The sequence below is a fragment of the Limnohabitans sp. 63ED37-2 genome (genome assembly GCF_001412535.1).
Taxonomy (GTDB): Bacteria; Pseudomonadota; Gammaproteobacteria; order Burkholderiales; family Burkholderiaceae_C; genus Limnohabitans_A.
The window spans coordinates 901,758-926,316 of record NZ_CP011774.1; the positions used below are offsets into that span (position 1 = coordinate 901,758).

General features: G+C 57.2%; 19 protein-coding genes. 12 read left to right on the forward strand and 7 right to left on the reverse strand.

Annotated elements, in window-relative coordinates; genetic code table 11:
- Window position 1: 1 nt before the first annotated feature.
- From L63ED372_RS04310 to L63ED372_RS04325, 4 genes are read left to right on the forward strand one after another with little or no spacing between them, the layout of a single operon-like run.
- Window positions 2–871: a glycosyltransferase family 2 protein gene (locus tag L63ED372_RS04310; RefSeq protein ID WP_062403758.1), complete on the forward strand. Its 870-nt coding sequence runs from the start codon at window positions 2–4 to the stop codon at window positions 869–871.
- Window positions 858–2,129, forward strand: coding sequence for an O-antigen ligase family protein (locus L63ED372_RS04315; RefSeq protein WP_082431583.1), 1,272 nt, complete (start codon window positions 858–860; stop codon window positions 2,127–2,129). The genes L63ED372_RS04310 and L63ED372_RS04315 overlap by 14 nt, the downstream gene beginning before the upstream one ends.
- The gene (locus tag L63ED372_RS04320; RefSeq protein WP_062403762.1) at window positions 2,120–3,133 is read left to right on the forward strand and encodes a hypothetical protein; all 1,014 of its coding nucleotides are present in this window, start codon (window positions 2,120–2,122) and stop codon (window positions 3,131–3,133) included. Before L63ED372_RS04315 ends, L63ED372_RS04320 begins: the two co-directional genes overlap by 10 nt.
- Entirely contained in the window at window positions 3,130–4,044 is a 915-nt protein-coding gene (locus L63ED372_RS04325; protein ID WP_062403764.1) for a glycosyltransferase family 2 protein, read from the forward strand. The genes L63ED372_RS04320 and L63ED372_RS04325 overlap by 4 nt, the downstream gene beginning before the upstream one ends.
- 1 nt (window position 4,045) lies before the next feature.
- Here the strand turns inward: L63ED372_RS04325 and L63ED372_RS04330 are convergent, their stop codons facing one another.
- The gene (locus L63ED372_RS04330) at window positions 4,046–4,840 is read right to left on the reverse strand and encodes a glycosyltransferase family 25 protein (RefSeq protein ID WP_062403766.1); all 795 of its coding nucleotides are present in this window, start codon (window positions 4,838–4,840) and stop codon (window positions 4,046–4,048) included.
- Between the two features lie 119 nt (window positions 4,841–4,959).
- On the opposite strand from L63ED372_RS04330, the gene L63ED372_RS04335 reads away from it, so the two are divergent.
- Both L63ED372_RS04335 and L63ED372_RS04340 read left to right on the forward strand, forming a co-directional pair.
- The gene (locus tag L63ED372_RS04335) at window positions 4,960–6,024 is read left to right on the forward strand and encodes a glycosyltransferase family 4 protein (RefSeq protein ID WP_062403767.1); all 1,065 of its coding nucleotides are present in this window, start codon (window positions 4,960–4,962) and stop codon (window positions 6,022–6,024) included.
- A gap of 56 nt (window positions 6,025–6,080) precedes the next feature.
- Window positions 6,081–7,355 (forward strand): 3-deoxy-D-manno-octulosonic acid transferase, encoded by a 1,275-nt coding sequence (locus L63ED372_RS04340; RefSeq protein WP_062407623.1) that lies wholly within the window; start codon window positions 6,081–6,083, stop codon window positions 7,353–7,355.
- A 56-nt stretch (window positions 7,356–7,411) separates the two neighbouring features.
- Here the strand turns inward: L63ED372_RS04340 and L63ED372_RS04345 are convergent, their stop codons facing one another.
- The 6 genes from L63ED372_RS04345 to L63ED372_RS04370 all read right to left on the reverse strand — a co-directional run bounded on the left by L63ED372_RS04345 (window position 7,412) and on the right by L63ED372_RS04370 (window position 14,816).
- On the reverse strand, window positions 7,412–8,728 hold the full coding sequence (locus tag L63ED372_RS04345; protein ID WP_082431585.1) for a TolC family outer membrane protein: 1,317 nt from the start codon (window positions 8,726–8,728) through the stop codon (window positions 7,412–7,414).
- A 64-nt stretch (window positions 8,729–8,792) separates the two neighbouring features.
- Window positions 8,793–9,122, reverse strand: coding sequence for a rhodanese-like domain-containing protein (locus tag L63ED372_RS04350; RefSeq protein ID WP_062403771.1), 330 nt, complete (start codon window positions 9,120–9,122; stop codon window positions 8,793–8,795).
- A 7-nt stretch (window positions 9,123–9,129) separates the two neighbouring features.
- Window positions 9,130–9,789 carry a protein-L-isoaspartate O-methyltransferase family protein gene (locus L63ED372_RS04355; protein WP_062403772.1) on the reverse strand — a complete coding sequence of 220 codons (660 nt, stop codon included), beginning with the start codon at window positions 9,787–9,789 and terminating at the stop codon, window positions 9,130–9,132.
- 43 nt (window positions 9,790–9,832) lie between these two features.
- Entirely contained in the window at window positions 9,833–12,988 is a 3,156-nt protein-coding gene (locus tag L63ED372_RS04360; protein WP_062403774.1) for an efflux RND transporter permease subunit, read from the reverse strand.
- Between the two features lie 13 nt (window positions 12,989–13,001).
- A complete protein-coding gene (locus L63ED372_RS04365) occupies window positions 13,002–14,144 on the reverse strand; it encodes an efflux RND transporter periplasmic adaptor subunit (protein WP_062403776.1) in 1,143 nt (380 codons plus the stop codon).
- Window positions 14,145–14,171: 27 nt separating this feature from the next.
- Window positions 14,172–14,816 carry a TetR/AcrR family transcriptional regulator gene (locus L63ED372_RS04370; protein ID WP_062407624.1) on the reverse strand — a complete coding sequence of 215 codons (645 nt, stop codon included), beginning with the start codon at window positions 14,814–14,816 and terminating at the stop codon, window positions 14,172–14,174.
- A 323-nt stretch (window positions 14,817–15,139) separates the two neighbouring features.
- On the opposite strand from L63ED372_RS04370, the gene L63ED372_RS04375 reads away from it, so the two are divergent.
- The 6 genes from L63ED372_RS04375 (at window position 15,140) to L63ED372_RS04405 (ending at window position 24,540) form a co-directional block, all read left to right on the forward strand.
- Window positions 15,140–16,438: an HlyD family secretion protein gene (locus tag L63ED372_RS04375; RefSeq protein WP_062403778.1), complete on the forward strand. Its 1,299-nt coding sequence runs from the start codon at window positions 15,140–15,142 to the stop codon at window positions 16,436–16,438.
- A 166-nt stretch (window positions 16,439–16,604) separates the two neighbouring features.
- Complete coding sequence (locus tag L63ED372_RS04380; protein ID WP_062402482.1) at window positions 16,605–17,555, forward strand: IS30 family transposase; 951 nt, start codon at window positions 16,605–16,607, stop codon at window positions 17,553–17,555.
- 478 nt (window positions 17,556–18,033) lie between these two features.
- Window positions 18,034–19,020: a toxin-activating lysine-acyltransferase gene (locus L63ED372_RS04390; protein WP_062403781.1), complete on the forward strand. Its 987-nt coding sequence runs from the start codon at window positions 18,034–18,036 to the stop codon at window positions 19,018–19,020.
- Window positions 19,021–19,085: 65 nt separating this feature from the next.
- Window positions 19,086–20,525 (forward strand): hypothetical protein, encoded by a 1,440-nt coding sequence (locus tag L63ED372_RS04395; RefSeq protein ID WP_231624559.1) that lies wholly within the window; start codon window positions 19,086–19,088, stop codon window positions 20,523–20,525.
- Window positions 20,522–22,609 (forward strand): peptidase domain-containing ABC transporter, encoded by a 2,088-nt coding sequence (locus tag L63ED372_RS04400; protein ID WP_156343552.1) that lies wholly within the window; start codon window positions 20,522–20,524, stop codon window positions 22,607–22,609. Before L63ED372_RS04395 ends, L63ED372_RS04400 begins: the two co-directional genes overlap by 4 nt.
- Before the next feature lie 44 nt (window positions 22,610–22,653).
- On the forward strand, window positions 22,654–24,540 hold the full coding sequence (locus L63ED372_RS04405) for a DUF3857 domain-containing protein (RefSeq protein ID WP_082431586.1): 1,887 nt from the start codon (window positions 22,654–22,656) through the stop codon (window positions 24,538–24,540).
- Window positions 24,541–24,559: the final 19 nt, after the last annotated feature.

The window sequence follows — 24,559 nt, forward strand, 5'->3', positions numbered from 1 at the left end:
CATGACCACGTCGCGTCTGGACCATGTGACCGTTGTGGTGGTGACTCACCACAGTGCGCATTGCCTGGCAGGCTTACATGACCTTTTGCAAAGCTGTCCACACGTCATCATCTCTGACAATGCCAGCAACGATGGCACGCCCGATCAGGCCCAAGCCCTCTGGCCGCATGCCCAGGTGTTGCCGCATCCATCCAATCTCGGATTTGGCGCCGCCAACAACCGAGCTTTGGAACGCGTCAGCACTCCGTTTGCTTTTTTGCTGAACCCTGATTGTGAAATCACCACACAGGCTTTGTTGGCGCTGATGGACGTGGCGCACGAGATGCCGGAAGCCGCGCTGCTGGCTCCCCAACTGGTGGGCGCCAGGGGGCAGGCCGAAGTCAATTACCGCTGGCCGCACACTTGGTGGACATCCCGAGGGCCTGCCGCAGAAGGGCCAGCTTGTGTTGGTTTTGTGTGTGGTGCGGCCATGTTGTTTCGCATGGATCGGTTCGACGCGGTTGGATTTTTTGACGAAAACTTCTTCCTCTATTACGAAGACGATGACCTGAGCTTGCGTCTTTTTAATGCCCGTTTGCCCATGGTGGTGGTGCCGTCCATTCAGGCCGTGCACCGTTCGCGAGGTTCCGTGAAAGGTCATGCCCCCTGGAAAAGCGAGTATGTGCGCGGATTTCACCATGCCCAGTCCAAGCTCATTTTTGAGCAAAAACACGGCACCCTCGCGCAAGCCCGGATGCACCGACGTCGTTTGTTGTGGAGCACTGCTTTAGCCTTGCCCTTTCGAGCCTTGCTGTTTTCACCCAAGCGCTTTTGCCGCATGTGGGGACGATGGATGGGGTTGATCCGTTGGACACCCCATGGTTCGAATTGACATGGGGTCACTGACGCCGCGTGAGCGCCTCTACAACGGCTTGGTTTTTGCCTGCTTGTCGTGGGTCTTGGTCATGCCCGGCGGCCCCAAGCTCTTGGTGCTGTGCTTGGCTGGCATGGGTTTGTGGTCGATCAAGGACTTGCGTGTGGATCTGGACAGGGTCTGGGACAGGCCTGAGTCGCGCATCATGGCCCTGGGCTTTGCCGTTTTTGTGGGGGTGGGAATTTTCCTGGGGCTTTGGTACGGCTACAAGCCAGGCTATTACGAGGCGTTCATTCCCTTTTTGTTGGCCCCCTTGATGTTGCACGGCGTGCTCAAGGCCCGTTTGCAGCCTGTTGTTTTGTGGCTGGGTGCGGCGACGGCTGCGGTGCTGGCGGGGGCAGCAGCCAGTTATGAAAGTCTGGTGCTTTTGTCAGGGCGTGCCATGGGTGCCATGAGCCACCCGATCATTTTTGGCGATCTGTCTGTGGTGCTGGCCTGCATTGCCTTGTTTGGATTGTTGTATTTTGAACAAGCCAAAAATCAACTCTGGATGCGTGTTTATCTGTCATTCGGTGCGGCCATGGGGGTGTGGGGCTCCTTGCTCAGCGGCTCCAAGGGTGGCTGGTTGTCGATCATCATGGTCTTGTTGGTGTTCGTCTGGCGCGTTACGGCAGGTCATCCGGTCATTTGGCGATTTTTGGGTGTGGTGTTGATCTCGGTCTTGGTGGCAAAGGGCGTGTGGCTGGCGCCCGAGGACTTGGTGCGGGGACGGCTTGAAGGCGTCTGGGGCAAAGCTCATCTCTGGTTTGAGACAGGGCAGGTGACCGATTGGTCCGTCAGCATTCGTCTGGAGTTGTGGTCGTATGCCCTGCAACTGTTTGCGGAGCGCCCTATTCTGGGCTGGTCTGGAGAGGGGGCCTTGACCCTGCTGGCAGAACATTTGAAACCATTCAATGTACCCACCGGCATAGCGCCTGTTTTTGAAAACGACCTGCTGCACTACGCGGCGGTGTCCGGCTTGGTGGGTGTGCTGTCTGTGTTGGCCTTGTATGGGGGTGTGTTTGTAGGCTTTTGGCGTTTTCAAAAGCTGGGTGCAAAGACCTTTGCGTATGCCTTGCTGGGCATGCTGCTGGTGGCCTTGTATTTTGAATTTGGCCTGTCGGTCAACACTTTGGGGCGCAATGCCTTCCGGTATTTTTTCTGTGCCATGTCGACCATGCTCTTGGGACTGATCCTCTTGGCCACAAAAGACAATAAGGGGTCAGCATGGAATTGATCTTTTTGTGCCCCGCCATCAAAAAAGCCATTGGCGGGGTCAAAGTCATTTACAGGCAGGCTGAGTTGATTCACAAATTGGGGCAATCGCACGGATTTTCTGCTGCGGTCATGCACCCCAATACATTTTTTTTCAGGGTGCGTTGGTTTGATTCTCAGGTACCTGTGAAGCGAGCATTCTTCAAACTCAGATGGATGGGGAAACCCTCTTTGTCCAATGTGTCTGGTGTATTTGATGCCCAACGGCAAATGGTGGTGATTCCCGAACTCTGGGCCCGAAAGTACGGCGCTCAATTGGCGGACATGGGTGTGAGTTATGCCATTTATGTACAGAACGGCTACTACATCACCAAAGGCCGACCGGAGGATCTCGATCGGGCCTACCAGTCGGCGCGGTGTATTTTGACCATTTCCGAGGACGCCAGCCGCTGCGTGGCGCTGGCGTTTCCTGGGGTCGAGTCGCGGATTTTGCGGGTGCACTGCGCCGTAGATGTAAAGCGTTTTAAGCCCGACAAAGCCAAAGAAAACATCATTACCTACATGCCCAGAAAGTTGGCAGACCATTCATCTAAGGTGGTCTTTTTCTTGCGCCATCATTTGCCAGCGCATTGGACCATTGTGCCCATCGACGGAATGACAGAGGTGCAGGTTGCTGACCTGCTAGAAAGGTCCAAAATTTTCATGGCTTTCAGCCATTTTGAAGGTTTAGCCTTGCCCCCTTTGGAAGCTGCGTTGAGTGGTAATCAGGTCATTGGTTACACCGGACAAGCTGCCAAGGAGTACTGGAGGCCGGAAATTTTTGAGGAGATTGCTTCGGGCGATGTTGTCGGTTTTGCCCAGAGGGTTCTTGCCAAAGTAAAGGCCATCGACCAAGCCCAGCAGTTTGATGTTCCACTGCACACCATTGGTAACTTGGCCGATACCTACTCTGAAGTGCAGGAGCGCAAGGACATGCTTGAATTTTTGAAGGTCATGGGCCTGAACACGAAGGGTTTGCCGGCATGACAGCTCCCCGCATGGACGTCGCTATTTTTTCCTACAACCGTGGGGCCTACCTGAAAAATTGCGTCGAATCTCTGCAGCGCAACCTGCCCGGGGTTCACTTTACGGTGTATGACGATGGCAGCGATGAGCCTGACACCGTGGCCTATCTGCAAAGTTTGGGGGGGCATGTTCGTCACATGAAGTCAGGTGGCGATGAGCGACATGGCGGTTACTACAACAACATGCAAGCCGCGTTGGACGCCACACAGGCCGATTACCTGCTGATGCTGCAAGACGATTTGCAGGTGGTCCGGCCTTTTGCCCAAGAAGAGCTGTCCAGGATTCATGAGGTCTTCGAGCAAAGTCCGACAACGGTGTTCATCAGTCCCTTGTTCATGAAGGGCAGCAAAAGAGCCTATTTCCAGCAGCGCTACCAAGCAGATACCGCATTGCGCTGTTATCGCTGGTCTGCCGATCCGCAAGAAACGGGCAAAGTGCCTCAAAAGTACGCCGACATCGCGGTGCTCCATGTCGCACGTTTGCGTCAAAGTGGCTGGCAGTTTGCGGGGTCCGAAGAGGCCAACGGGGTCTTGGCCGATCAGTTGTTTGGCGACATGGTTCAGGTGGCTGAGCCATGGGTCTTTTATGTGCCTGAAGAGCCTGCTTACCGCGGACGCGTGCTCACTTTCGGGGCCAAACTGGCGGTCAAGATGGCGGGCAATCAGGTCAAGTCCTTTCGGGACATGACTGCGCAGGCGTCAACGGCATTCGCGCAAAGGGATTTGCGTGTGTACCCCTTTGCCGAGGATTTTGTCGACACGGTGGATCCAACGGTGCGCAAGCCCTACAAGTTCAATGCCTATCGCACCCGCTGGTTGCCATTGATCCTGAACAAGCTAGAGCTTTTGGGGCGGCGCCTTTGGTCGCATTGATTCAGAACTGTGCGGGATCGATGCCGACAAACTGACGGCGTGCTCGCCACAAACAAGTCAGGTAGCGAGCGGCCAGGCGCAGTTGTGCGTTCAACCTGCGCCATTTGAACTGCAGGTCGTGGAGGCTGCTTCGGGTCGGCGGGCTGGGCACTTTCTCACGGGCAATCAGGGATTGTGGTGCGATGGGGCAAGAAACACCATAGGCGCTGGCCACGTCCGCCTGAATGGCAAAGGCCGGAACCGTTTGCCAAGAGTTGAGTTGGTAAGTGCTGGAGATGAACGCATCGGCCAAGCCCATGCCCTGCTGCTCGAATTTGGCCAACAGGGCGCGGGCACCAGAAGGCCAAAGCACATAAGCGGCGGCCCCTGTACGGTCTTGCAACAAAGGGTGCAAGTGGGCATTCAGACTGTCCATGGCTTTGAAGCGCCGCCCCAGCAGTTTCTGGCGTTGTCGGGTTTCGAGTGAAACATGGTCCACATCCTCCCACTGAGCCAAGCAGGCCAACAGCTTGGGCGTGTTGTGCGCCAGGATGGCATCGTCTTCCAGCACCAGAGCAGGTTCTTTGCTGCCCGCAATCTTTTGCCACACCAGGTGGTGGCTCATGAAACAAGCCACTTCGGTGATTTTGATGGGGCGTTCCCAAGAGAAAGCGTGGGCCTGAAAGAACGCTTCGGGAATGTCGGCTGGGGTTTGTGCATCGATGAACAGCGCCTCCAGGCCCAGTCGCTGGGCTTGTTTTGTCTGAAAGTTCCGGCGTTCCAGCGCAGAGGGTAAATTCAAAATGTAGGTTTTCATCCGGGGCGTCTTCCAGTCCTGGGCCAAATATACCTGCATGGGCAGCGGCTGAACGGGCTGAAGCCTCTGCCCGATGCCGCTCCCTATAATTTGCCGATACCCACTCAGCTTCGGACCCCGTGCTCAACCCCAATCCCGACGTCATTGTCTTCAACATCAAGCAGCGCTACACGGGTGTGTCCGCTACCATCAACGCCTTGGTGCCTTTGCAAATGGCGCAATGGCGTCTGGGCTATTGCGGCACCACCATGTCCAATGGCGTGGTGGGCATGACGGCTGGGCAGGCGATTGCGCTGTCGCGCCAACCACCACCGGGGCGGGCCTTCCGCATTTGGCATGTGCGGCGTGATCCAGAAATGATGCTGGGCATCTTTGCCCGAGATGTACTGCGTCTGCCAATCAAACTGGTCTTCACCTCGGCAGCCCAGCATTTGCATGGGCGTTTTCCGCGCTGGCTGATTTCCAAAATGGACGCGGTCATTTCGACCACGCCGCTGGCGGCCTCTTTTGTGCCCAACACCACCGCCGTGGTGCCCCATGGCATTGACCTGTCGCGATTTGCGCCGCCTCCTGACAAGCTCAAGGCCTGGGCCGATTCCGGCTTGCCCGGGGAGTACGGCATTGGCGTGTTTGGCCGTGTCCGGCCCGACAAAGGCAGCGATGTGTTTGTCGACGCCATGATCGAGGTGCTGCCACACCTGCCTGGCGCCACGGCCGTGATCGCCGGGCTGGCCCAGCCTCAGCACCAGGCCTACCAACAGGCCCTGATTGATAAGATCGCTCAGGCGGGGCTGTCCGAGCGGATCGTGTTTCTGGGCGAAGTGCCTGCTGGCGAAGTGCATCGTTGGTACCAGCGATGTCTGCTGTGTGTGGCTTGCCCGCGCTACGAGCCCTTTGGCCTGACACCTTTCGAGGCGGCGGCCACCGGCTGTGCCCTGGTGTGTTCTCGCACCGGGGCGTTTGAGCAGCTGGTGCAGCCCGGCGTCAACGGCGAGCTGGTCGAGACGGGTGATGCTCCCGGTCTGGCCACAGCGGTGCGACAAGTTTTGGCCGATCTGCCCGCTGCTGTGCAGAGGGGCCTGGCTGCTCAGGCACGGGTGTCGCAATCGTTCTCCTTGTCCAAGGAAGCCGAAGGCATTGGGCGGGTCTACCAGCAGTTGTTTGACCAAGGTGCCCCGCGTTGATGGGGCAGGGCTTGTCCTGGGCAGAACGCCTGACCCTTTGGGCTTACGGCCTGGTGATGCGGGCCTTGCAGCCGCTGCTGCGCCGTAAATTCCGTCGCCGCGGCCAACAAGAGCCCGGTTATTTGGATCACATGCCGCAGCGCTTTGGCTTTTATGAGGGCGTGGCGCCTGAGCCTGGGCGCATATGGGTGCACGCCGTCTCCTTGGGGGAGACGCGTGCGGCGGCCATTTTGATCGAGGCCTTGCGGCATGTTCGGCCCGGCATGCGTTTGCTGCTGACCCACAGCACCGCCACCGGTTGGGCGCAGGGTCAGGCCCTGCTGCGCCCTGGCGATGCGCAGGCCTGGCTGCCTTGGGACACGCCTGAGGCCACCCGGCGTTTTTTACAGCACCACCGGCCTCAACTGGGCATCCTGATGGAGACCGAGGTCTGGCCTGCGCTGGTGCAGTCGTGTGTGCAGGCGCAGGTGCCCTTGGCGCTGGCCAATGCCCGGCTCAATGACAAGTCGCTGCGCTCGGCTTTGCGCTGGTCTTGGCTGTCCGGACCGGCTTACCGCCGTTTGACGGCCGTGTTGGCGCAAAGTCCGGATGACGGCGCACGCTTGGAGCAACTGGGCGCGACGGTGCAGGCGGTCTTGGGCAACCTCAAATTTGATGTGCCAGCCCAGCCTGACGCACAGGCTTTGGCCCAAGTTTGGCGCCAGCGCTGGCAGCACCAAGGCACGCCCCGTCCGGTGGTCATGCTGGCCAGCAGCCGCGAAGGAGAAGAGGCTTTGTGGCTGCAAGCCCTGATGGCCAATACCGATCGTCTGACCGCCTTGAAGGCTGCGGGGGTGGTCTGGTTGTTGGTGCCCAGACACCCGCAGCGCTTTGACGACATCCATGCATGGCTGACATCGCAGGGCCTGGCTGTTGTGCGTCGCTCCAGCTGGGATATGGGACCGCCTTTGCAGGTCCCGTCCGAGCAGGTGACCGTTTGCTTGGGTGACAGCTTGGGAGAGATGCCGGTGTATTTTCAGAGTGCCGATATGGCCTTGCTGGGAGGCAGCTTCATGCCTTTGGGCGGGCAGAACCTGATCGAGGCCGCCGCCTTTGGCTGCCCGGTCATCATGGGGCCACACACCTTCAACTTTGCAGAGGCCGCCCAAAACGCCCAACAAGTCGGGGCTGCAATGCGCGTCAGTGACATGGACAGTGCACTGGACCAGGTGTGGGCGTGGTTGCGCCAGCCTGCTGAACTGACCAGCGCTAGTCAAAAAGGGCTGGATTTGGTGGCCCAAAGCCGGGGCGCTGCCCAGCGTTATGCCCAGGCCCTGGCAAGCCTGGTCTGAAACCACACCACAGGCTCTGCAGCCGATGTGGGGTCCCGGCCAGAGCGGCAAGCCGCTTATTTCTGCAGCAAGTTGGTGATGTTTTGCAGATCGCCAGCTTTGAGGGTCCCGCTGGCCTGAAGCAGGCGCAACTGGCCGAGCAAGACATCGTGTCGGGCCTTGGCCAGGTCACGCTTGGTTTGGAAGAGCTGGCTTTGGCTGTTGAGCACATCGATGTTGATGCGCACGCCGACCTGGTAACCCAGTTTGTTCGCGTCCAAAGCACTTTGGCTGGAGGTTTCGGCCGCCTGCAAGGCCTTGACCTGGCTCAGGCCCGATTGCAGACCCAAAAAGGCGGTGCGTGTGGCTTGTGCCACATTGCGCTGGGCCGCTTCGAGGTCGCTCTTGGCTTTGTCTTCCAAGGCCACAGTTTCTTTGATGCGGTTTTGACTGGCCTGACCAGTGTAGAGCGGGTAGTTGAAGGCCAAGCCAATCGTGGCGGCGTTGGTGTTGAATTGGGAGTTGGGGTTACCGTTGCGGTAGCGCGTCATGCCGTAGCTTCCGGTCAGGTCAAGCGTGGGACGCAGCGCGGCCTGGGCTTTGGTGATTTCAAGCTGGGCCAATTCCTCGGCGATGCGGGCCTGGGCCAGGTTGCCATTTTCTTGCCCCGATTGCGCCACCCAAGACTCGATGCTGCCGCTTTGCAGACCGTCCATGTTGACCGCAGCCAACAGGGGCTTGGGCGACACTTCGCGTTGGCCTACCGTGTCGTCCAACGCCAGCTTCTTGATGCGCAGATCGTTGTCGGCGGCGATTTCTTGTGCCGTCACGAGGTCAAAGCGGGCTTGGGCTTCCCGGGTGTCGGTGATGGTGGCTGTGCCCACTTCAAAGTTGCGTTTGGCGGCAGCGAGCTGTTCGGCGACGGCCGATTTCTGGGCTTTGACAAAATTCAGGCTTTCCTGTGCAGTCAGCACGTCAAAGTAAGCCTGGCTCAGGCGCACGATGAGCTCTTGCTCAGCCACTTTCAATTGGGCCTGGGCCAAGGCCACCTGCTTCATGCCTTGTTCGTAGCTGGCTTGGTTGGCCGGACGATACAGCGGCTGGCTGGCGCTGAGTGTGAGCGCACGGGTGCCAAAAGCGCGACTGCCCAGTGCGTTGGTCTGGTTGTCCAGATCGGTCTCGGACAGGCTGCCGCCCAAACCTGCCGTGGGCCGCAACAAGGCTTTGGCCTGCTCGGCGCGGGCCAGAGTGGCCTCGTACTGCGAGCGGGCCGACTTGAAGGTGGCATCGTGGTTTTTGGCCGCCTCGTAGAGCGTGGCCAGGCTTTGGGCCTGGGCGGTGCCTGCAAAGGCGGCCATCAAGGCCAAAGTCAGGGGCAAGGTGCGCAGTTTCATGGCAGGTCTTTGATTAAAAAATGTCGGGCCCATTTGGGGCCAAAGGCGGACTCAACAAATAGACTCAGTACACAGGAATGCTCGGGTCCACTTGGGCCGACCACGCATGAATGCCCCCGGCCACATTGACCACCTCAAAGCCATGCTGCATCAAGAAGCTGGCCACCTGCATGCTGCGTCCGCCGTGGTGGCACAAGCAGGCAATGGGGCGTGTTTTGTCGAGTTCATTCAGGCGTGCCGGAATGGTTTGCATCGGCATGTGCAGCAGGTCCAGACCCTCGGGTTTGGCGCTGGCCGTTTGCACTTCCCAGCCCTCGCGCACATCGAGCAAAACGGGGCGCTGGGCTTGCTGGCTGGCCCATTCAGCGATTTGAGCGGGGTAGATTTGCTGCATGGCGGTCTCAGAATTTGAAGCGTGAAGGCTCGGCAAAACCAGACAAGCGGGGGGCGTTGCAGTCCCAGGGTTCGGTGGTGGTCCAGCTGTTCGTCCCCGTGCGGGTGATCAGCGTGGCCCGCATCATGGGTTCGTCACCGACGATGGTGACCAAGCGGCCTCCCACGCTCAGCTGCTGCAGCAACACGGCAGGGACCTCAGCGACCGAGCCGCTGATGACAATGGCGTCAAACGTACCCTCTGCGGCAGCACCGGCACTGCCATCGGCGCAGCGCACAACCGCGTTGCTCACGCCCGCTTTTTGCAGATTGGTTTGGGCCTGAGCGGCCAGAGCTGGGTCGATTTCCAGGCTCAGCACGCTGGCCGCCTGGTGGGCCAGCAAAGCGGCCATGAAGCCCGAGCCGGTGCCGATGTCCAACACCTTGTCGGTTTTTTGCACCGCCAAGTCTTGCAGCAAACGAGCCTGCACGCGAGGGGCGAGCATGACTTGGTTGGGGGCCGCGCCCAGCGGGATGTCCATGTCCACAAAAGCCAAGGCCTTGTGGGCCAAGGGCACAAAGTCTTCACGGCGCACGGTGGACAGCAGGGCCAGCACTTGCGGGTCCAGCACTTCCCAGGGGCGGATTTGCTGCTCAATCATGTTGAAGCGGGCCTGGTTCAGATCCATGTTTTTTACTCCTGCGGGGGTCTAGGTCAAATATCTTGTGATTTTAAGGGGCGCTGGTGTCTTGGCCCTGACGGGCTGGGGCCAAGCCTGCTTTGGCACGCAACCATTGGGCCAGATCGTCCATGTAGCAGTACACCACGGGCACGACCACCAGGGTCAGCAGCGAGGAGGTGATGACCCCGCCAATGACCGCCTGGCCCATGGGGGCACGTTGCTCGGCACCCTCGGTCAGGGCAAAGGCCAGCGGCACCATGCCAAAAATCATGGCCAATGTGGTCATCAAAATCGGGCGCAGTCGCACCTTGGCCGCCAGCAGCAGCGCCTCGCTGCGCTCCAGACCGTCCTCTCGGGCGCGGATGGCAAAGTCCACCAGCAAGATGGCGTTTTTGGTGACCAAGCCCATGAGCATGATCACCCCGATGATGGAGAACATGGACAAAGTGGAGCGGAACGCCAGCAGGGCCAACACCACGCCAATCAAGGTCAGCGGCAGAGAGGTCATCAGCGCCAGGGGCTGCAGGAAGCTCTTGAACTGGCTGGCCAAAATCATGTAGATGAAGATCACCGCCATGGCCAGAGCGGACAAGGCGTAACCAAAGGACTCGGCCATGTTCTTGGTCGAGCCGCCAAAGCTGTAGCGGTAGCCGGGCGGCAGGTTCAGGCTGTCCATGGCTTTGCGCACATCGGCCGACACCTCGCCCGCGGAGCGGCCAAACACGTTGGCGTTGATGGCCACTTCGCGCATCAGGTCGCGCCGGTTGATCTGGTTGGAGCCGGTGGTTTCGGTGACGCGGGCCACTTGTCCCAAGCGCACGATGCGTGGGCTGCCATCGGCGGCAGGGGCCACCATGAAGGGCAGTCGCTCCAGGTCTTGTGGGCTGTTGCGGGCCTCGGGCGAGAGGCGCACATTCACGTCGTAGGTCTGGTCGTCCGGAGCCCGCCAGTTGCCCACGGTTTGCCCGGCCACCAAGGTGCGCAAGGGGCCCGCCAGTTGTGCGGTGCCCAAGCCCAGGTCCGAGGCCGCGTCGCGCATCACTTCTACGCCGATCACGGGCTTGTTGGGCTTGACGCTCGAGTCCAGGTCGACCAAACCGGGAATGTCCCGCACTTTGGCCAGCGCCAACAGCGCCAGGCGCTCCAGCTCTTTTTGGTCTGGGCCTTGCAGCGAAAACTCCACCTGCTTGTTGCCGCCAATCGCGTCGAGCAAACCAGCGTGTGTGACGGCGATGCCGGGCACTTGCTTGAGGCGTTCGCGCAGCACGGCCGACATCTGGTCGGCGTTGCGGTTGCGATTTTTGCGGTCTACCAGACGGATGTACAGGTTGACGTTGTTCTTGCCCTGCGCGTTGGCGGTGTTGATGGTGCTGAGGGTGTAGCGCACCTCTGGGAAGTCGCGCAGGATCGCCTCGACTTGGCGCGTCTTGGCTTCGGTGGCTTCGAGCGAGGTGCCCACCGGGGTTTCGAATTTGAGCGAGGTCTCTGAAAAGTCGGCCTTGGGCACAAACTCGGTGCCCAGCAAACGGACCATGAACACGCTCGCCACAAAAATGCCGAGCGCTAAAAAGACGGTGGATTTTTTGTGCACCAGCGCCCAGCGCAAGATGCTCTGGTAGCCATCGGCCAGGCGCTCGGTGCCACGGTCAAACCAACCGGTCACCCGACCGATGGTTTTGTCGTACCCGCTCACAGGCGCTTGGTTTTTGCCGTGTGTGTCGATGGCCGGGTCGTGCCAGATGCTGGACAGCATGGGATCGAGCGTGAAGCTCACAAACATCGAGATCATCACCGCCGCCACGATGGTGATGCCGAACTCGTGGAAGAACTTGCCGATGATGCCCTCCATGAAACCAATCGGCAAAAACACCGCCACGATGGACAAGGTGGTGGCCAGCACGGCCAGGCCAATCTCTTGTGTCCCTTCGAGTGACGCGCGGTAGGCACTTTTGCCCATCTGCACATGCCGAACGATGTTCTCGCGCACCACAATCGCATCATCAATCAAGAGGCCCACACACAGACTCAGCGCCATCAGCGTGATCATGTTGATGGTGAAGCCGAACATCTGCATGAACATGAAGGTGCCGATCAGCGAGATCGGCAGAGTCAGGCCCGTGATGACCGTGGAGCGCCATGAGTTGAGGAACAAAAACACGATCAGCACCGTGAGGATCGCGCCCTCGATCAGGGTCTGGCGCACGTTGTTCACCGACACACGGATGGGCCGCGAGTTGTCGGTGATGGGCTCGAGCTGGATGCCGGGCGGCAGCTGGCTCTGCAACTCGGCCACGGCCTTGACCAGGCCATCGACCACCTGGATGGTGTTTTCGTCTTGTGACTTTTGCACCGACATCAAGAGCGTGCGCTGGCCGTTGTAGAGCGCCAGGTTTTCGAGCTCTTGCGCACCGTCTTGCACCGTGGCCACTTGCGACAGGCGAATGGGTGTGCCGTTTTTGCGGGCCACGATGATGCGGCCAAAGTCCTCGGGCCGCTCCATGCGGGAGCTGATTTGCACGATGCGCTCTTGCTGCAGCGAGCGGATCGCACCCACCGGCAAGTCCTGGTTTTCATTGCGTACAGCGGCCACCACCTGCTCGGCCGTGACGCCCAGCGCTTCCATATGTGCCGGTTGCAAATAAAGGTTGATCTCGCGTTTGCTGCCACCCACCAAGGTCACCGAGCCCACGCCACGCACGTTCTCAAGGCGTTTTTTGAGCACCTGTTCGGACCAGTTGGTCAGCTCCACCGCGTTGAGTTGATTGCCCTTGGGGATGACCGCGAGCGACCACACGGCGCGGCTGGACGGGTCAAAGCGCAGCACACGGGGTTCTTTGACTTCGGTGCGCAGCAAGGGGCGCAGCGAGGCGACTTTTTCGCGCACATCTTCGGCCGCTTTGCGGCCATCGATCTGCAGCTGAAACTCCATGATCACCACCGACTGGTTTTCATAGCTGCGCGAGGTCAGGGCGCTGATGCCCGCGATGGAGTTGACGCCTTCTTCGATTTTTTTGGAGACTTCGCTCTCCACGATCTCCGGCGAGGCACCGGGGTATTCGGTGCTGATGACCACCACCGGAAAATCGATGTTGGGGAACTGATCGACTTTGAGGCGCTGAAACGAAAAGATGCCCAGCACCACCAAGGCCAACATGACCATGGTGGCAAAAACCGGGTTTTGCAAACTGACGCGGGTGAACCACATGCGCTGGGTCCCTTTAAGGCTTGACTTTGGCGGCGTTGCCAGGGGCCGTGAACTTCACCAGCACCCCTTCGCGTACGGCGCCTACGCTGCCGGACAGCACTTGTGTGCCTTCGGTGACGCCGGTCACTGCCACCAGGGTTTGACGCTCGCCCTCGCTGCGAACATCGGTTCGCACCGTGATGTGTGCCACCTTGCCGTCCTGCACCACCTGCACATAGGGCTGGGGTTTGTCGATGCGCACACTGTCCACGGGCACAGCCATCACCTGCAAGCTTTGTGTGCCCAGAGTGCCTTGGGCAAACTGGCCTTGGCGCAAACCTTCGCGGCCCTTGATGCCCAAATACACCAAGATGCTGCGGCTGCCGGTCTGGGCGCTGGGGTTGATGCGCAAGACTTTGGCCGGTATCGGAGCGTCTACACCATCGACTTGCAACTGCGCCGTCATGCCCACCCGCACAAGACTGGCGTCCTCGGCGGTCAGCGCGGCTTCCAGCTCCAGTTGTGAGAGGTTGATGACTTCGACCAAGCGGGCCTCGATGGCCACACGCTCGCCCGGTTGGGCCAGGCGCTGCGCCACCACGCCCGGCAGGGGCGAGCGCAGCGTGGCATCGGCCAAGGACTTGTTGGCCAGGTCCAGCGCGGCCAATGCCGCAGCGTGGGTGGCCGTGGCCCCATTCAGGCTGGCTTGAGAGGTGAGCAGGGCGGTTTGTGAGATGAAGCCCTGGTTCACCAGCGCTTGGTTGTTGTCAAACTGGCGCTGGGCAATGTCCACCTGGGCTTTGGCCGCATCGGCCTGCTGCTGAGCTTGGCGCACACGCGCTTGGTATTCGATGGGCTCGATGCGGGCGATCACCTGACCAGCTTGCACGCGGTCGCCTTCGCGCACGCTGAGTTCCTGCAATTCACCGGCCACACGGGCTTTGACGATGGCGCTTTCGCTGGCCTTGAGGGCACCCGAGACCGCGATGCCCAAGTTCAGGGTTTGGGTGCGGGCGGTGAATACGTCGGAGGTGGCCAGCTCGATGCTGGGCGCCACGGCCGCGGTTGGGGCTGTTGGGGTTTTGTCCGCTTGGCGCTGGCTGGCCCAACGGGCGCCGCCTGCCAGCAATGCGGCCAAAGCCACGGCCGAGAGGATCCAGAGGGTTGATTTTTTCATGGTGAGTCGGGTGTGATCCGGTGTGAATCAAGTTACGGACAGGCCACGCGCCAACAATTGAGCGTGTTGCGAGATGAAGGCTTCGGGGTCAATCTGCTCATGGCTGGGGCAGCAAGGCCCCATGGAGTGTTTCCACATCACCAAAAACAGCAGGGGGGACATGACCGAGTGCAGCGTCAACTCCACGTTCAAGTCGCGGAACTCCCCCTGATTGATGCCGCGCTGCAAAGCGCTGCGCACCAGGGCGTGGGCGGGCATGATGACCTCGGTGCGGAAAAAATCCGCCAGGTCTGGAAAGTTGCTGGCCTCGCTCATCACCAGTTTGGAAATGCCGGAGGCCTTGGTCGCGCCATAGCGCCGCCACCACTGGAGCATCATCCACTCGATCAATGCACTGGTGCTGCCCTGAAACTGCGCCACCTCGGCCGCACCTTGGGTGACGGGGGCGACCACGTTTTCACGTACCACGGCCTTGAACAGGTCTTCTTTGCTGGGAAAGTACAAAAACAGTGTGCCCTTGGACACACCCGCTCGCGCGGCCACCTCCTCAACGCGGGTGGCGGCAAAGCCTTTTTCCACAAACAGGTCCAAAGCCGCCTCGAGCAATTCACCCGGGCGGTCTTGTTTGCGGCGTTCGCGTTTGTGGGGGGCGTGGGCTTCTGTGACGTTCACCAAAAATCAATTAATGACTAAGAGGTTATTAATATAGGGGCAGAGGGTGGTGACGTCAAGGCCGAGTTGTGAAAGCAAGGTGGTGAGGCAACAGTGCGCAAGTTCCGTTATGAGTACAAAGTGATGGCTGCTTAGTTGGTTGTATGTTTTTTTATCAGCACGATTGCATGGAGATTACGCATGAATTTATGAGTTTATGGTGATGAAAATCATCAAATTCAAGTTCGTCTTAATCCAATGATTAATTTGGACATCGGGTTTGTCTGAGTCGAGAACAGGTGAGTTACAGGAAATAGTTAAACACCTGCAATCGATTTCAAACCATGACTTCCAACAACCTGTTTCGACCTGAAGTGATGCAAGCCCGGCAAGCCGCCTGGCTGGGTGGCATTCGTGTCGGACACAAACCCAAGTTCAGCGCAGTGGCCGGTGTGGCTTTGCTGCTGGCCGGTTGCTTGGTCACGTTTGCAGTGTGGGGCCAAGTGGCCCGCAAGTCGCGTATTCCGGGTGTCCTCATGCCACTGCAGGGCACCGTGCAGCTCAGTGCCAATGCGCCCGGGGTGCTGACTGAGCAATGGGTGCAAGAAGGCGAACAAGTCACAGCCGGTCAAGCCCTGTTTGTGCTGGGCACTGACCGCCCCACGGCAGAAGGATCGGCCGCTGTCCTGCTGGCCGCCCACTTGGCGCAACGCCGCAGCACGCTGGAGGCCGAACGCTCCGCCCGCGTGCAGCAAACCCGCCAAAGAGACAGCGCGCTGCAAGACCGCATCCGAGCGCTGGACCATGAAATCACCCAAGCCCAACAAGAAGCTGTTTTGGCCAGCAGCCGGGTCGCGTTGGCCAAAAAGACGCTGAGCCGTTACCAGCAAATGGCCCAAGAGGGTTTTGTGTCAGACATCCAAGCACAAAAAAAACAAGAGGAACTGATCGATCTGCAAGCCCGGGTCGAAAACACCCAACGCAATGCCGCCACCTTGCAGCGAGAACAACAAAGCCTGCAAGCCGAGCGGCAAGCCAACCAACGCCAACTGGACATCGACCTGAGCCAGCTGGACCGGGCTTTGGCCGGCCTGGCGCAAGAGGGCACAGAAAACCAGTCGCGTCAAACCATTGTCATCACGGCACCCCAGTCAGGCGTGGTCTCCAGCATCCACCTGCCCAAAGGCGCGTCCGTCCAGGCAGGCCAAAGTGTGGCCACGTTGGTGCCACTGGATGCCAGCAGCCAAGGCAAAACAGAACTGCAAGCCCACCTGTATGCCCCCAGCCGCACCGCTGGCTTCATCCAGCCCGGTCAAATCGTGTGGATGCGCTATGGAGCCTACCCCTATCAAAAGTTTGGCCTGGCCCAAGGACGAGTGCAATACATCAGCACCACCCCCACGGCCCCGCAAGACCTGCCCAACGGCCAAGGCGCAGCGCTGCAAACTGCAGCCCAAACACAAGAGCCGCTGTACCGCATACATGTGCAACTGCAAGAACAAAGCATCACCGCCTACGGCGACAACCTGCCCCTGAAACCCGGCATGACGCTGGAAGCCGATGTGGTGCAAGAAAAGCGGGCGGTGTGGGAGTGGGTTTTTGAGCCGCTGCTGGCAGCGCGGCAAAAAGTGAAGGTTCTGTGATCGGTATGGCCATACATGGTGTTTGGCTGACTGTTTTTTACAGAAAAAGGAGTAGGTATGAAAGGGCGGATTCAAGTACGAGGTGCAACAAAGATAAACCCGGTGATGGGTGGCTGAGGATGTCAAGGCATCATGGCCACTCAAACCGCCAAGTCCAAGTTGCCAGATGTACAAGCACCTCAGCCGAGAAGAACGATACCAAATTCACAGCCTCTTGAAAGCCAAACAGACCATCAGCGAGATCGCCCGTTCATTGGGCAGGAGCCGCAGCACCATCAGCCGCGAACTCAGCCGTGGCCGCGGTCAGCGTGGCTATCGCGCCGAACAAGCCTGCGCCAAGGCTTCTGAGCGGGCACAGCGAAGCCGTAATGCCCGCCGTTTAGATTCCAAAGTCTGGTCCGATGTGGATTTCTACCTTGGCATTCAATGGAGCCCCGAGCAGATTGCAGGCAAGGTGGCGGTCAGCCATGAGAGCGTCTATTTGTATGTCTATGCGAACAAGGCTGCCGGTGGTGATTTACACACGCACCTGCGTAGCCAAAAGCCTCGGCGCAAACGCCACCTGTGCGGGCGTGATAGACGTGGTCAGATCCCGAACCGCCGCCCGATCAGCGAGAGACCAAGCCACATTGAAGATCGCAAGCAAGTGGGCCACTGGGAAGGTGATACCGTTATTGGCGCGGCTCACAAACAAGCCATCGTGACACTGGTAGAACGCAAGAGTGGCTTTGCTGTGCTGGCCAAAGTGCCCAACAAGTCTGCTGATTTGGTGGGCCGGGCTATTGAAGGCATGCTCAAGCCCCTGAGCTCACGGGTGAAGACCTTGACGGTAGACAACGGCAAGGAGTTTGCCGATCACCAGGCCATCGATCAGGCCCTTGGCATCCAGACTTACTTTGCCGATCCGTATTGCAGCTGGCAGCGCGGCAGCAACGAGAACTTCAATGGTTTGCTGCGCCAATACATTCCCAAGAAACGGCGCATGGAAACTGTCACCGATGAGGAGTTGACTATGATCGAAAACAGATTGAATCACCGGCCCAGAAAGCGGCTGGGATTCAAGACACCCCACGAGGTGTTTCACGCCTCGTTAAACCGTGTTGCAGTTCGTACTTGAATCCGCCAAGTAATTGCAATCGACGAGCTCGAATTAGTTGATGGAGGTTTCAACTGGAGTGGGGCAATCAATGGCGGCTATCAAGGAGCAATCAGTGGTGGAATTGGTGGCGCCATAGCAACTGCATGGGGAGGACCAGGCTCTATCGGTGTTGGATTTTCTGTAGGTTTTATCGGCGGTGGGGTCGGTGGCTTCGTTGCCGGAGGCTTCGACTTCGCATCATTCTTCAGTACATTTTAAATTAAACGACGATGGGCAGCCATCGTCGTTTCAATGAAATAATTATCATGAAAAAAATTATTATTGAATCAGCACTAATAAGCGTTTTGGCGGAGGTAATTGGTTATCTATTATTTGAAAACATGAATTTTTATAAAATGATCATTACTTTTTTCGTAATATTTGTAATTAAATCACTCTTGAAAAAGTAAAATAAATATAATGACTTAATGAAAATATTAATAAAATACATTGACAAATGCGTAAATATTTTGAATTAAAAAAGTCTTTGGGTTATTTTGAAGTAATTGGTGTAATATTAAATAATCATGAAAAAATAAATCAATTCCTGCAAAATTTTCATATATTTTCAAGTTTTGTTTATTATATTGATGTGTTGGTTGAAAAAGATGATTTATTAATTATACATGATAAATATGGAAAACTTATTGGAATGGCATGTATTAAAAAAGATGAATTAAATAAAGATGTCGGCCGGTTAATATTTTTTTGGGCTGAAGTTGGAAGTGGTAAATTTTTTTTGCAACTTATGGGGGATAAATTCAATCATAAGCACAAAAACATTTATTACTTTCGGGTCAAAAATGGTAAACGGATTAGAAAACTTTTAGGTTGCGAGGATGTCACAAGCTTTATGCGTTCTCGCCAATTACCCTCAGGAGAGGATGCTATCCCATTTCTTCAAACATCTGCCGCACGCGATTTCTATTTGCCAACCTACAACTCACAGTTGGCTTTTGCCCAGTGCGTAGGCGAAATGGCCTTGCTCATGGCGCACACTCCGGTGGCCGCGGCCAGTCCTTACAGACCTGTGATGGAACGGATTCAAACTTGTGCTCAGCTGGAGCAACGACGTATTTATGCATCGACAGATGGCACCAAGACGGGCTTGTTGACTTGGGCTTGGCTGTCATCCAGCCGACTTTTGCTGGACACGTTTGACACGAACGCATTGCAAGCTTTTGAATGGTCAGAGGGTCCACATTTGGCTGTAGTGGATGTCGTGGTTAGTCCCGAAACTGAGAGTATGGTTTGGGCTGATCTGGCTGGTCAGCTATACCCAGATGAAGATATTTGGGTTCTTTGCCAAGCCGAGGGGAAAACCTATTTCAAAAAGTGGTCAAAAAATCAACGCAGTGAATTATTGGAAAATTCACAGGCTCGGACTAGTATTGCCTTTGGCACTTGGAAAAACATTTCCATGGAGCCGTCATGCACGCAGTGAGACCTCAGCATGACGACATGACGGACTTGACGCGCATGTTGTCAGATGCATGCGGGCATGTGTCCATGAGCTTGTCCGCTCTACCAAATGCGCGGTTACTCTGGATCAATGCCAGGGCGGCTAGACAAGACCCCAGCTTTGATAAGTTTTCAGGTGATGTATTTGCGTATGGCCAATATTTGGTTGCTCAATGCGCGTATGCATTGCCGCAGGCACCTGTGGCTGAGAGCGAACGGGTAACAGCATTTGCTGATCGCTATGGTGGTATGGGAATCGGAAGCAATGGCGGGAGCGGTCGAGCCGCTTCAGTCAATGGCTATTACGTCAAAGGCATTGGGCCAACACCATTGATCGGCAAGACCACAAACCCAGCACATTCGACTGGTCACTGCACATTAGAAGAGTGCGTTCGTGAAGCCGTTCTTTCTGAGTGTGTGGATGCGGAATTCCCATGGGGTGCAGTGCCAGTTTTGGCCATCATTGGCATAGGTGTTTCAGTCCCTATGGCTCCTGAGCCGGGTATCGGACTGGATAACCCAGCGGGCATGATGGAACTTGGCTTGTTAATTCGCCCTAACTTTTTACGGCCGGCACATTTTGACCGAGCTTTGGGCTTCCTGTCCGATATGCCCAAACAAGGTTTCCAAGATTCACTGCGTGTGAAGGCGATGATAGAAAGTGGAAGACGCATTTGGGGTGATCAAGGTCTCCTCAATATGTTCATGCAATTGCATGCTCGTTGGGCAGATCAATTGGCATATGGGTATGCACACAGGTTTTGCCATGGTGCACCCAGCCCTTCGAACGTAACGCTGGATGGTCGTTTGTTGGATTTTGGGGCGGCAACTTTACCGACATGGGCAAAGGTGCACACTGCATTGGGTGGCCCAGTCACGGGGCAAGAACTTCCGTTCATGCTTCGGACACTCCAAAGCATGTTGCGACAAATTCAGCATCAATGCCCCGAATTGGGTATTACCAATGAAAACATGTCCAGCTTGGCTCAGGTGGCAGTTCAGCGGTATGGACAAACTCTGGCGGTGGAGCTGCTTCGCGTATTGGGTCTGCATCGCCTGCCAGCCATTCATGTTTTGCGACAAGACCATGACCGTACGGTGCAAATTGGTTTGAACCGCTTGCTCATGCATTACGCAACGGAATACTTCAATACTTACGAATCAACACCCGAGCCACGTATCGCTTGGCAATTGACTGATTTTTGGAAGGGAGCCCTCGATAGGGTGGCGCCGGGTTTGCGTGAAGTACTGATAAGCAAAATGCAAACGGATATTGCATCAGACATCAAGCTTGATTGGACAACCATCTATGCAAGGAACGCCAAGTACGCAGAAACCAGGCCGCTGTTGTTCAGAGAAAACTTAAGGCAAGCCATCTTAGATGCATTGCGACATATGCAAGAAACCAAAAATCTTGGACCCAATGCATTGGATGCTTTCATTGAGGCAATGGTGCGCTCTCATGTTCTGCCGAAGGATGAGGATTGAAAACTATCCTCCAATCCCAAGTCGCCGAATGCGGCCTAGCCTGCATCGCCATGGTCGCCTCCGCCCATGGCCAGACCTTGGGTCTGGCCGATTTGCGCCAGCGTTTCCCTCAGTCGCTAAAAGGCAACAACCTCAAACAACTGATCTCTTACAGTTCTGTTCTGGGCTTCAGCGCCCGGCCCTTGCGGCTGGATTTGGAGGAGTTGGGCCAATTGACCCTGCCATGCATCCTGCATTGGGACTTGAACCACTTTGTGGTGCTGCACAAGGTGGGCCGCAAGCATGTGGTGGTGTTGGACCCGGCAGTGGGTGAGCGGCGTTTGTCTTTGTCCGAAGTCTCACGCCATTTCACAGGCGTGGCTTTGGAACTGACACCACAAGCCAATTTCACCCCACAGGTGCAAGCCCCTAGGCTCAAGCTGTCGCAGCTCACGGGTCGGGTACAGGGTTTGGGTGGTGCTGTTTTTCAAATCATCGCGGTGGCCGTGGTGCTGGAATTGTTTGCCATCGTCGCCCCCTTGTTCAACCAGATGGTGGTGGACGATGTGCTCACCTCGGGCGATCAGGAGTTGTTGTCTGTCTTGGTCTGGGGGTTTGCCTTGGTCCTGGTCATTCAGACGGCCTTGTCTCTGGCCCGCAGCTGGTTGGTCATGGTGTTGGGGCAAACCATCAGCTTGCAGTGGTTGGGCAATGTGTTTGCGCACCTGGTGCGCCTGCCAGTCAGCTGGTTTGAGCAGCGGCATTTGGGAGATATTTCTTCCCGTTTTGGGGCGGTCCACGACATTCAGCGCACGCTCACCAACGTGATGATCGAGGCCCTGCTGGATGGGGTGATGACCCTGGCCGCCTTGGTCATGATGTTTTTGTACTCACCCACTTTGTCGGCCGTGGTGGTGGCTGCGGCGGTGCTGTATGGGCTGGTGCGCTGGGCCAGTTTTGTGCCGTTTCGCAATGCGGCGGCAGAGCGGCTGGTGTTGGCTGGGCAAGAGCACAGCCATTTCATCGAGACGCTGCGGGCCATGACGCCGCTCAAACTGTTTGGCCGCGAGCAAGAGCGCCGCGCCCGCTGGCAGAGCCTGATCGTGGAGGTGATGAACCGCGACATTCGCACCGCCAAGATGAACATTGGCTTCACGGTCGTCAACACCTTCATCTTTGGCATGGAAAACTTGCTGGTGTTCTGGCTGGGGGCCAAAGCGATTTTGGCCTCGCAAGGCCCAGGCAGTGGCACAGCGGTGTTCACCGTGGGCATGCTGATGGCCTTCATCAGTTACAAAGGGCAGTTCACCGGGCGCATCAGTGCACTCATCAACCACGGTATTGAACTCAAGATGCTGGGCCTGCACAGCGAACGATTGGCCGACATTGCCTTGACCCCACCCGAGCAAGATAGCCCACAAGGCGATTTGCCAGAACACGATTTGGCCCACTTGCCGCCCAGCTTGGAGCTGCGCAACGTGAGCTTTCGCTACGGTGACGGTGCGCCGTGGATTTTGAAAGACGCGAATCTGAAGATTGACGCTGGAGAAAACGTGGCGATCACCGGGCCAAGCGGCTGCGGCAAAACCACCTTGCTCAAGGTCATGCTGGGCTTGCTGCAACCCGTGGAGGGTGAAGTGTTGTACGGTGGCGTGCCCGTGCGCCAGTTGGGCGTGGCCAATGTGCGGCGCAAGGTGGGCACGGTGATGCAAGAAGACGTGCTGCTGACCGGCAGCATTGCCGACAACATCGCCTTTTTTGACATGGCTCCTGACCAGCAGCGCATCGAGGCTTGTGGTCAGCTGGCGCAGCTGCACAACGACATTGTGCGCATGCCCATGGGTTATCAAACGCTCGTGGGTGAGCTGGGTTCCGGCCTAAGCGGTGGGCAAAAGCAGCGCTTGCTGCTGGCACGGGCACTGTACAAGCAACCCACCGTGTTGGCGCTGGATGAGGCCACCAGCCACCTGGACATCGGCAGCGAGCAAGCGGTCAATGCCGTACTGGCCCAGATGCCGCTCACGCGCATCGTGATCGCCCATCGGCCAGAGACGATTGCCCATGCGCAGAGGCGGGTTGAGATGACGGCGGAGGGCCTCTCATAGGTGAGCAACGCAGACGTATCAAAAACTATTTTCTAGGAGGAAACATGTTTCAAAGAATGAGTTACCAACGCATTGCACTGGCAGCGACACTCTGGTGGTCATGTCAAGCCACCAGCATTGCGCAGCCAGCGGTGTTCACGCCCAACGCCACTGTCCTGAAAGACCGCATTTCGTATGTGGTCCAGGCCGATGGCCGCTATACCAAAGAAGTGGTGGAAGAAATCCAGATCAATACGGACCAGGGCGTCAAGGAGCGCAGTCAACTGCGAATGCCTTTCAGCACCACATTGCAAGCGCTTGAAGTCCTGCAGGCTTACACCATTACCAAAGATGGCAAGCGCATCGATGTCAAACCGGAAGAGATTCGTGAACAGCAGAGTCCCGCCAGTGCGGGTGCGCCCATGTTTGACGATCACAAAGTCAAAGTGGTCATCTTCCCCGCCGTTGAAGTTGGTGCACGCTTGGGCGTTCACACGCGCATGACACAGAAGACGCCGCTGTTCAAAGGCCATTTTTATGACCTGGAAGCAGCGTGGCCACAAGTGGAGTTCAAGTCATTTGAAATCACGGTCAAAGCACCAAAGTCCATGAAACTTCAAGTGGCGGCCAACAAGATGAATGGCGGAGAAGTGCCATCCGAAGACCCTGCGCAACAAGTTTGGAAATGGTCGCAGGAGAACGTGAAAGCCTCTCCCCCAGAAATGGCTGCCACCAGCCCGCATGAGCGCATTCCGCATGTGGCCATGACCAGCTTTGCCAGCTATGCAGATGCCGCCAAAGCCTATCTGGAGCGTGCTCAATCCAAATCGGCAGTGACCCCGAGCATTCAAAAACTCGCCGATGACATCACACAGGGCATGACTGACCGCCGTCAACAAGCCCAAGTGCTGTACCAGTGGGTGAACCACAACATTCGGTACGTGGCCATTTTTTTGGGCTTTGGCGGTGTAGTGCCGCACGAGGCACAAGCCATTGCCGATGCGCGTTACGGCGACTGCAAGGACAAAACCACCTTGCTGCAAGCCTTGCTGGCAGCCAAGGGCATCGCCAGCAGCACGGCACTGATCAATGCCACCGATGTGTACTGGCTACCTTCCATCCCCATGCCCACCACGGCATTCAACCATGCCATCACCTACATCCCTGAGTTCAACTTGTTCCTAGACGCCACGCCCGGCAAAGCCATGTTTGGCACCCTGTCGCCGCAATTGCAGGGCAAGCACGCCTTGGTCATCCAGAATGCCAAGGGCGAACCAGAGATAATGAAAGTGCCTCTCGGAGAGTCGGGCGCCAACGCGGTCCAGATTGACACTGTTTTGGAACTCAATAGCCAAGGGCAGATCACAGGCCGAAGTAAGATTCAACCGACAGGCTACCTGGATTTGTTGGCACGGCAAATCATGTCTTCCTTGCCGCCTGGGGTGGAGCCGCAAGTGGTCAGCCAATTGCTGGTCATGTCAGGGCAAAGTGGTTCAGGAAATCTGATCCACAAGAACGAGGCAGACACTTCAAAGCCCTATAGCTACGAAGCCACTTTTGTGTTGCCCAACGCTGTGCAGCTGCCTGGCCCCGGTGCCATGGCCATCCCGCAAGGCATCAAGGGTTTTTCAAGCATTGCGAATACATTCGCGGTCATTGCGCCTGAGCTGCGGACTCAGCCTTTGATTTTTGGGAATGGAAAAATCATTGAGAACATGCTGCTGAAATTGCCTCAAAATATTTCGGTGAGTCGTCTGCCCGCCCCCGTCTCAATGGAAACACCTTTTGGCCGTTACATATCCAAATACGAACTGAAGGGGCGGGAACTGAGAGTGCAACGTCAACTGGTGATAGAACTCTCCGACATCATCGTTCAGCCGAAGGAATACCCCCAGTTGCGCAGCATGGGCAATGCCGTGATGAGGGATTTGCGCAGCCAGGTGGTGTATTGACCGGATTGAGGTTGCTGAG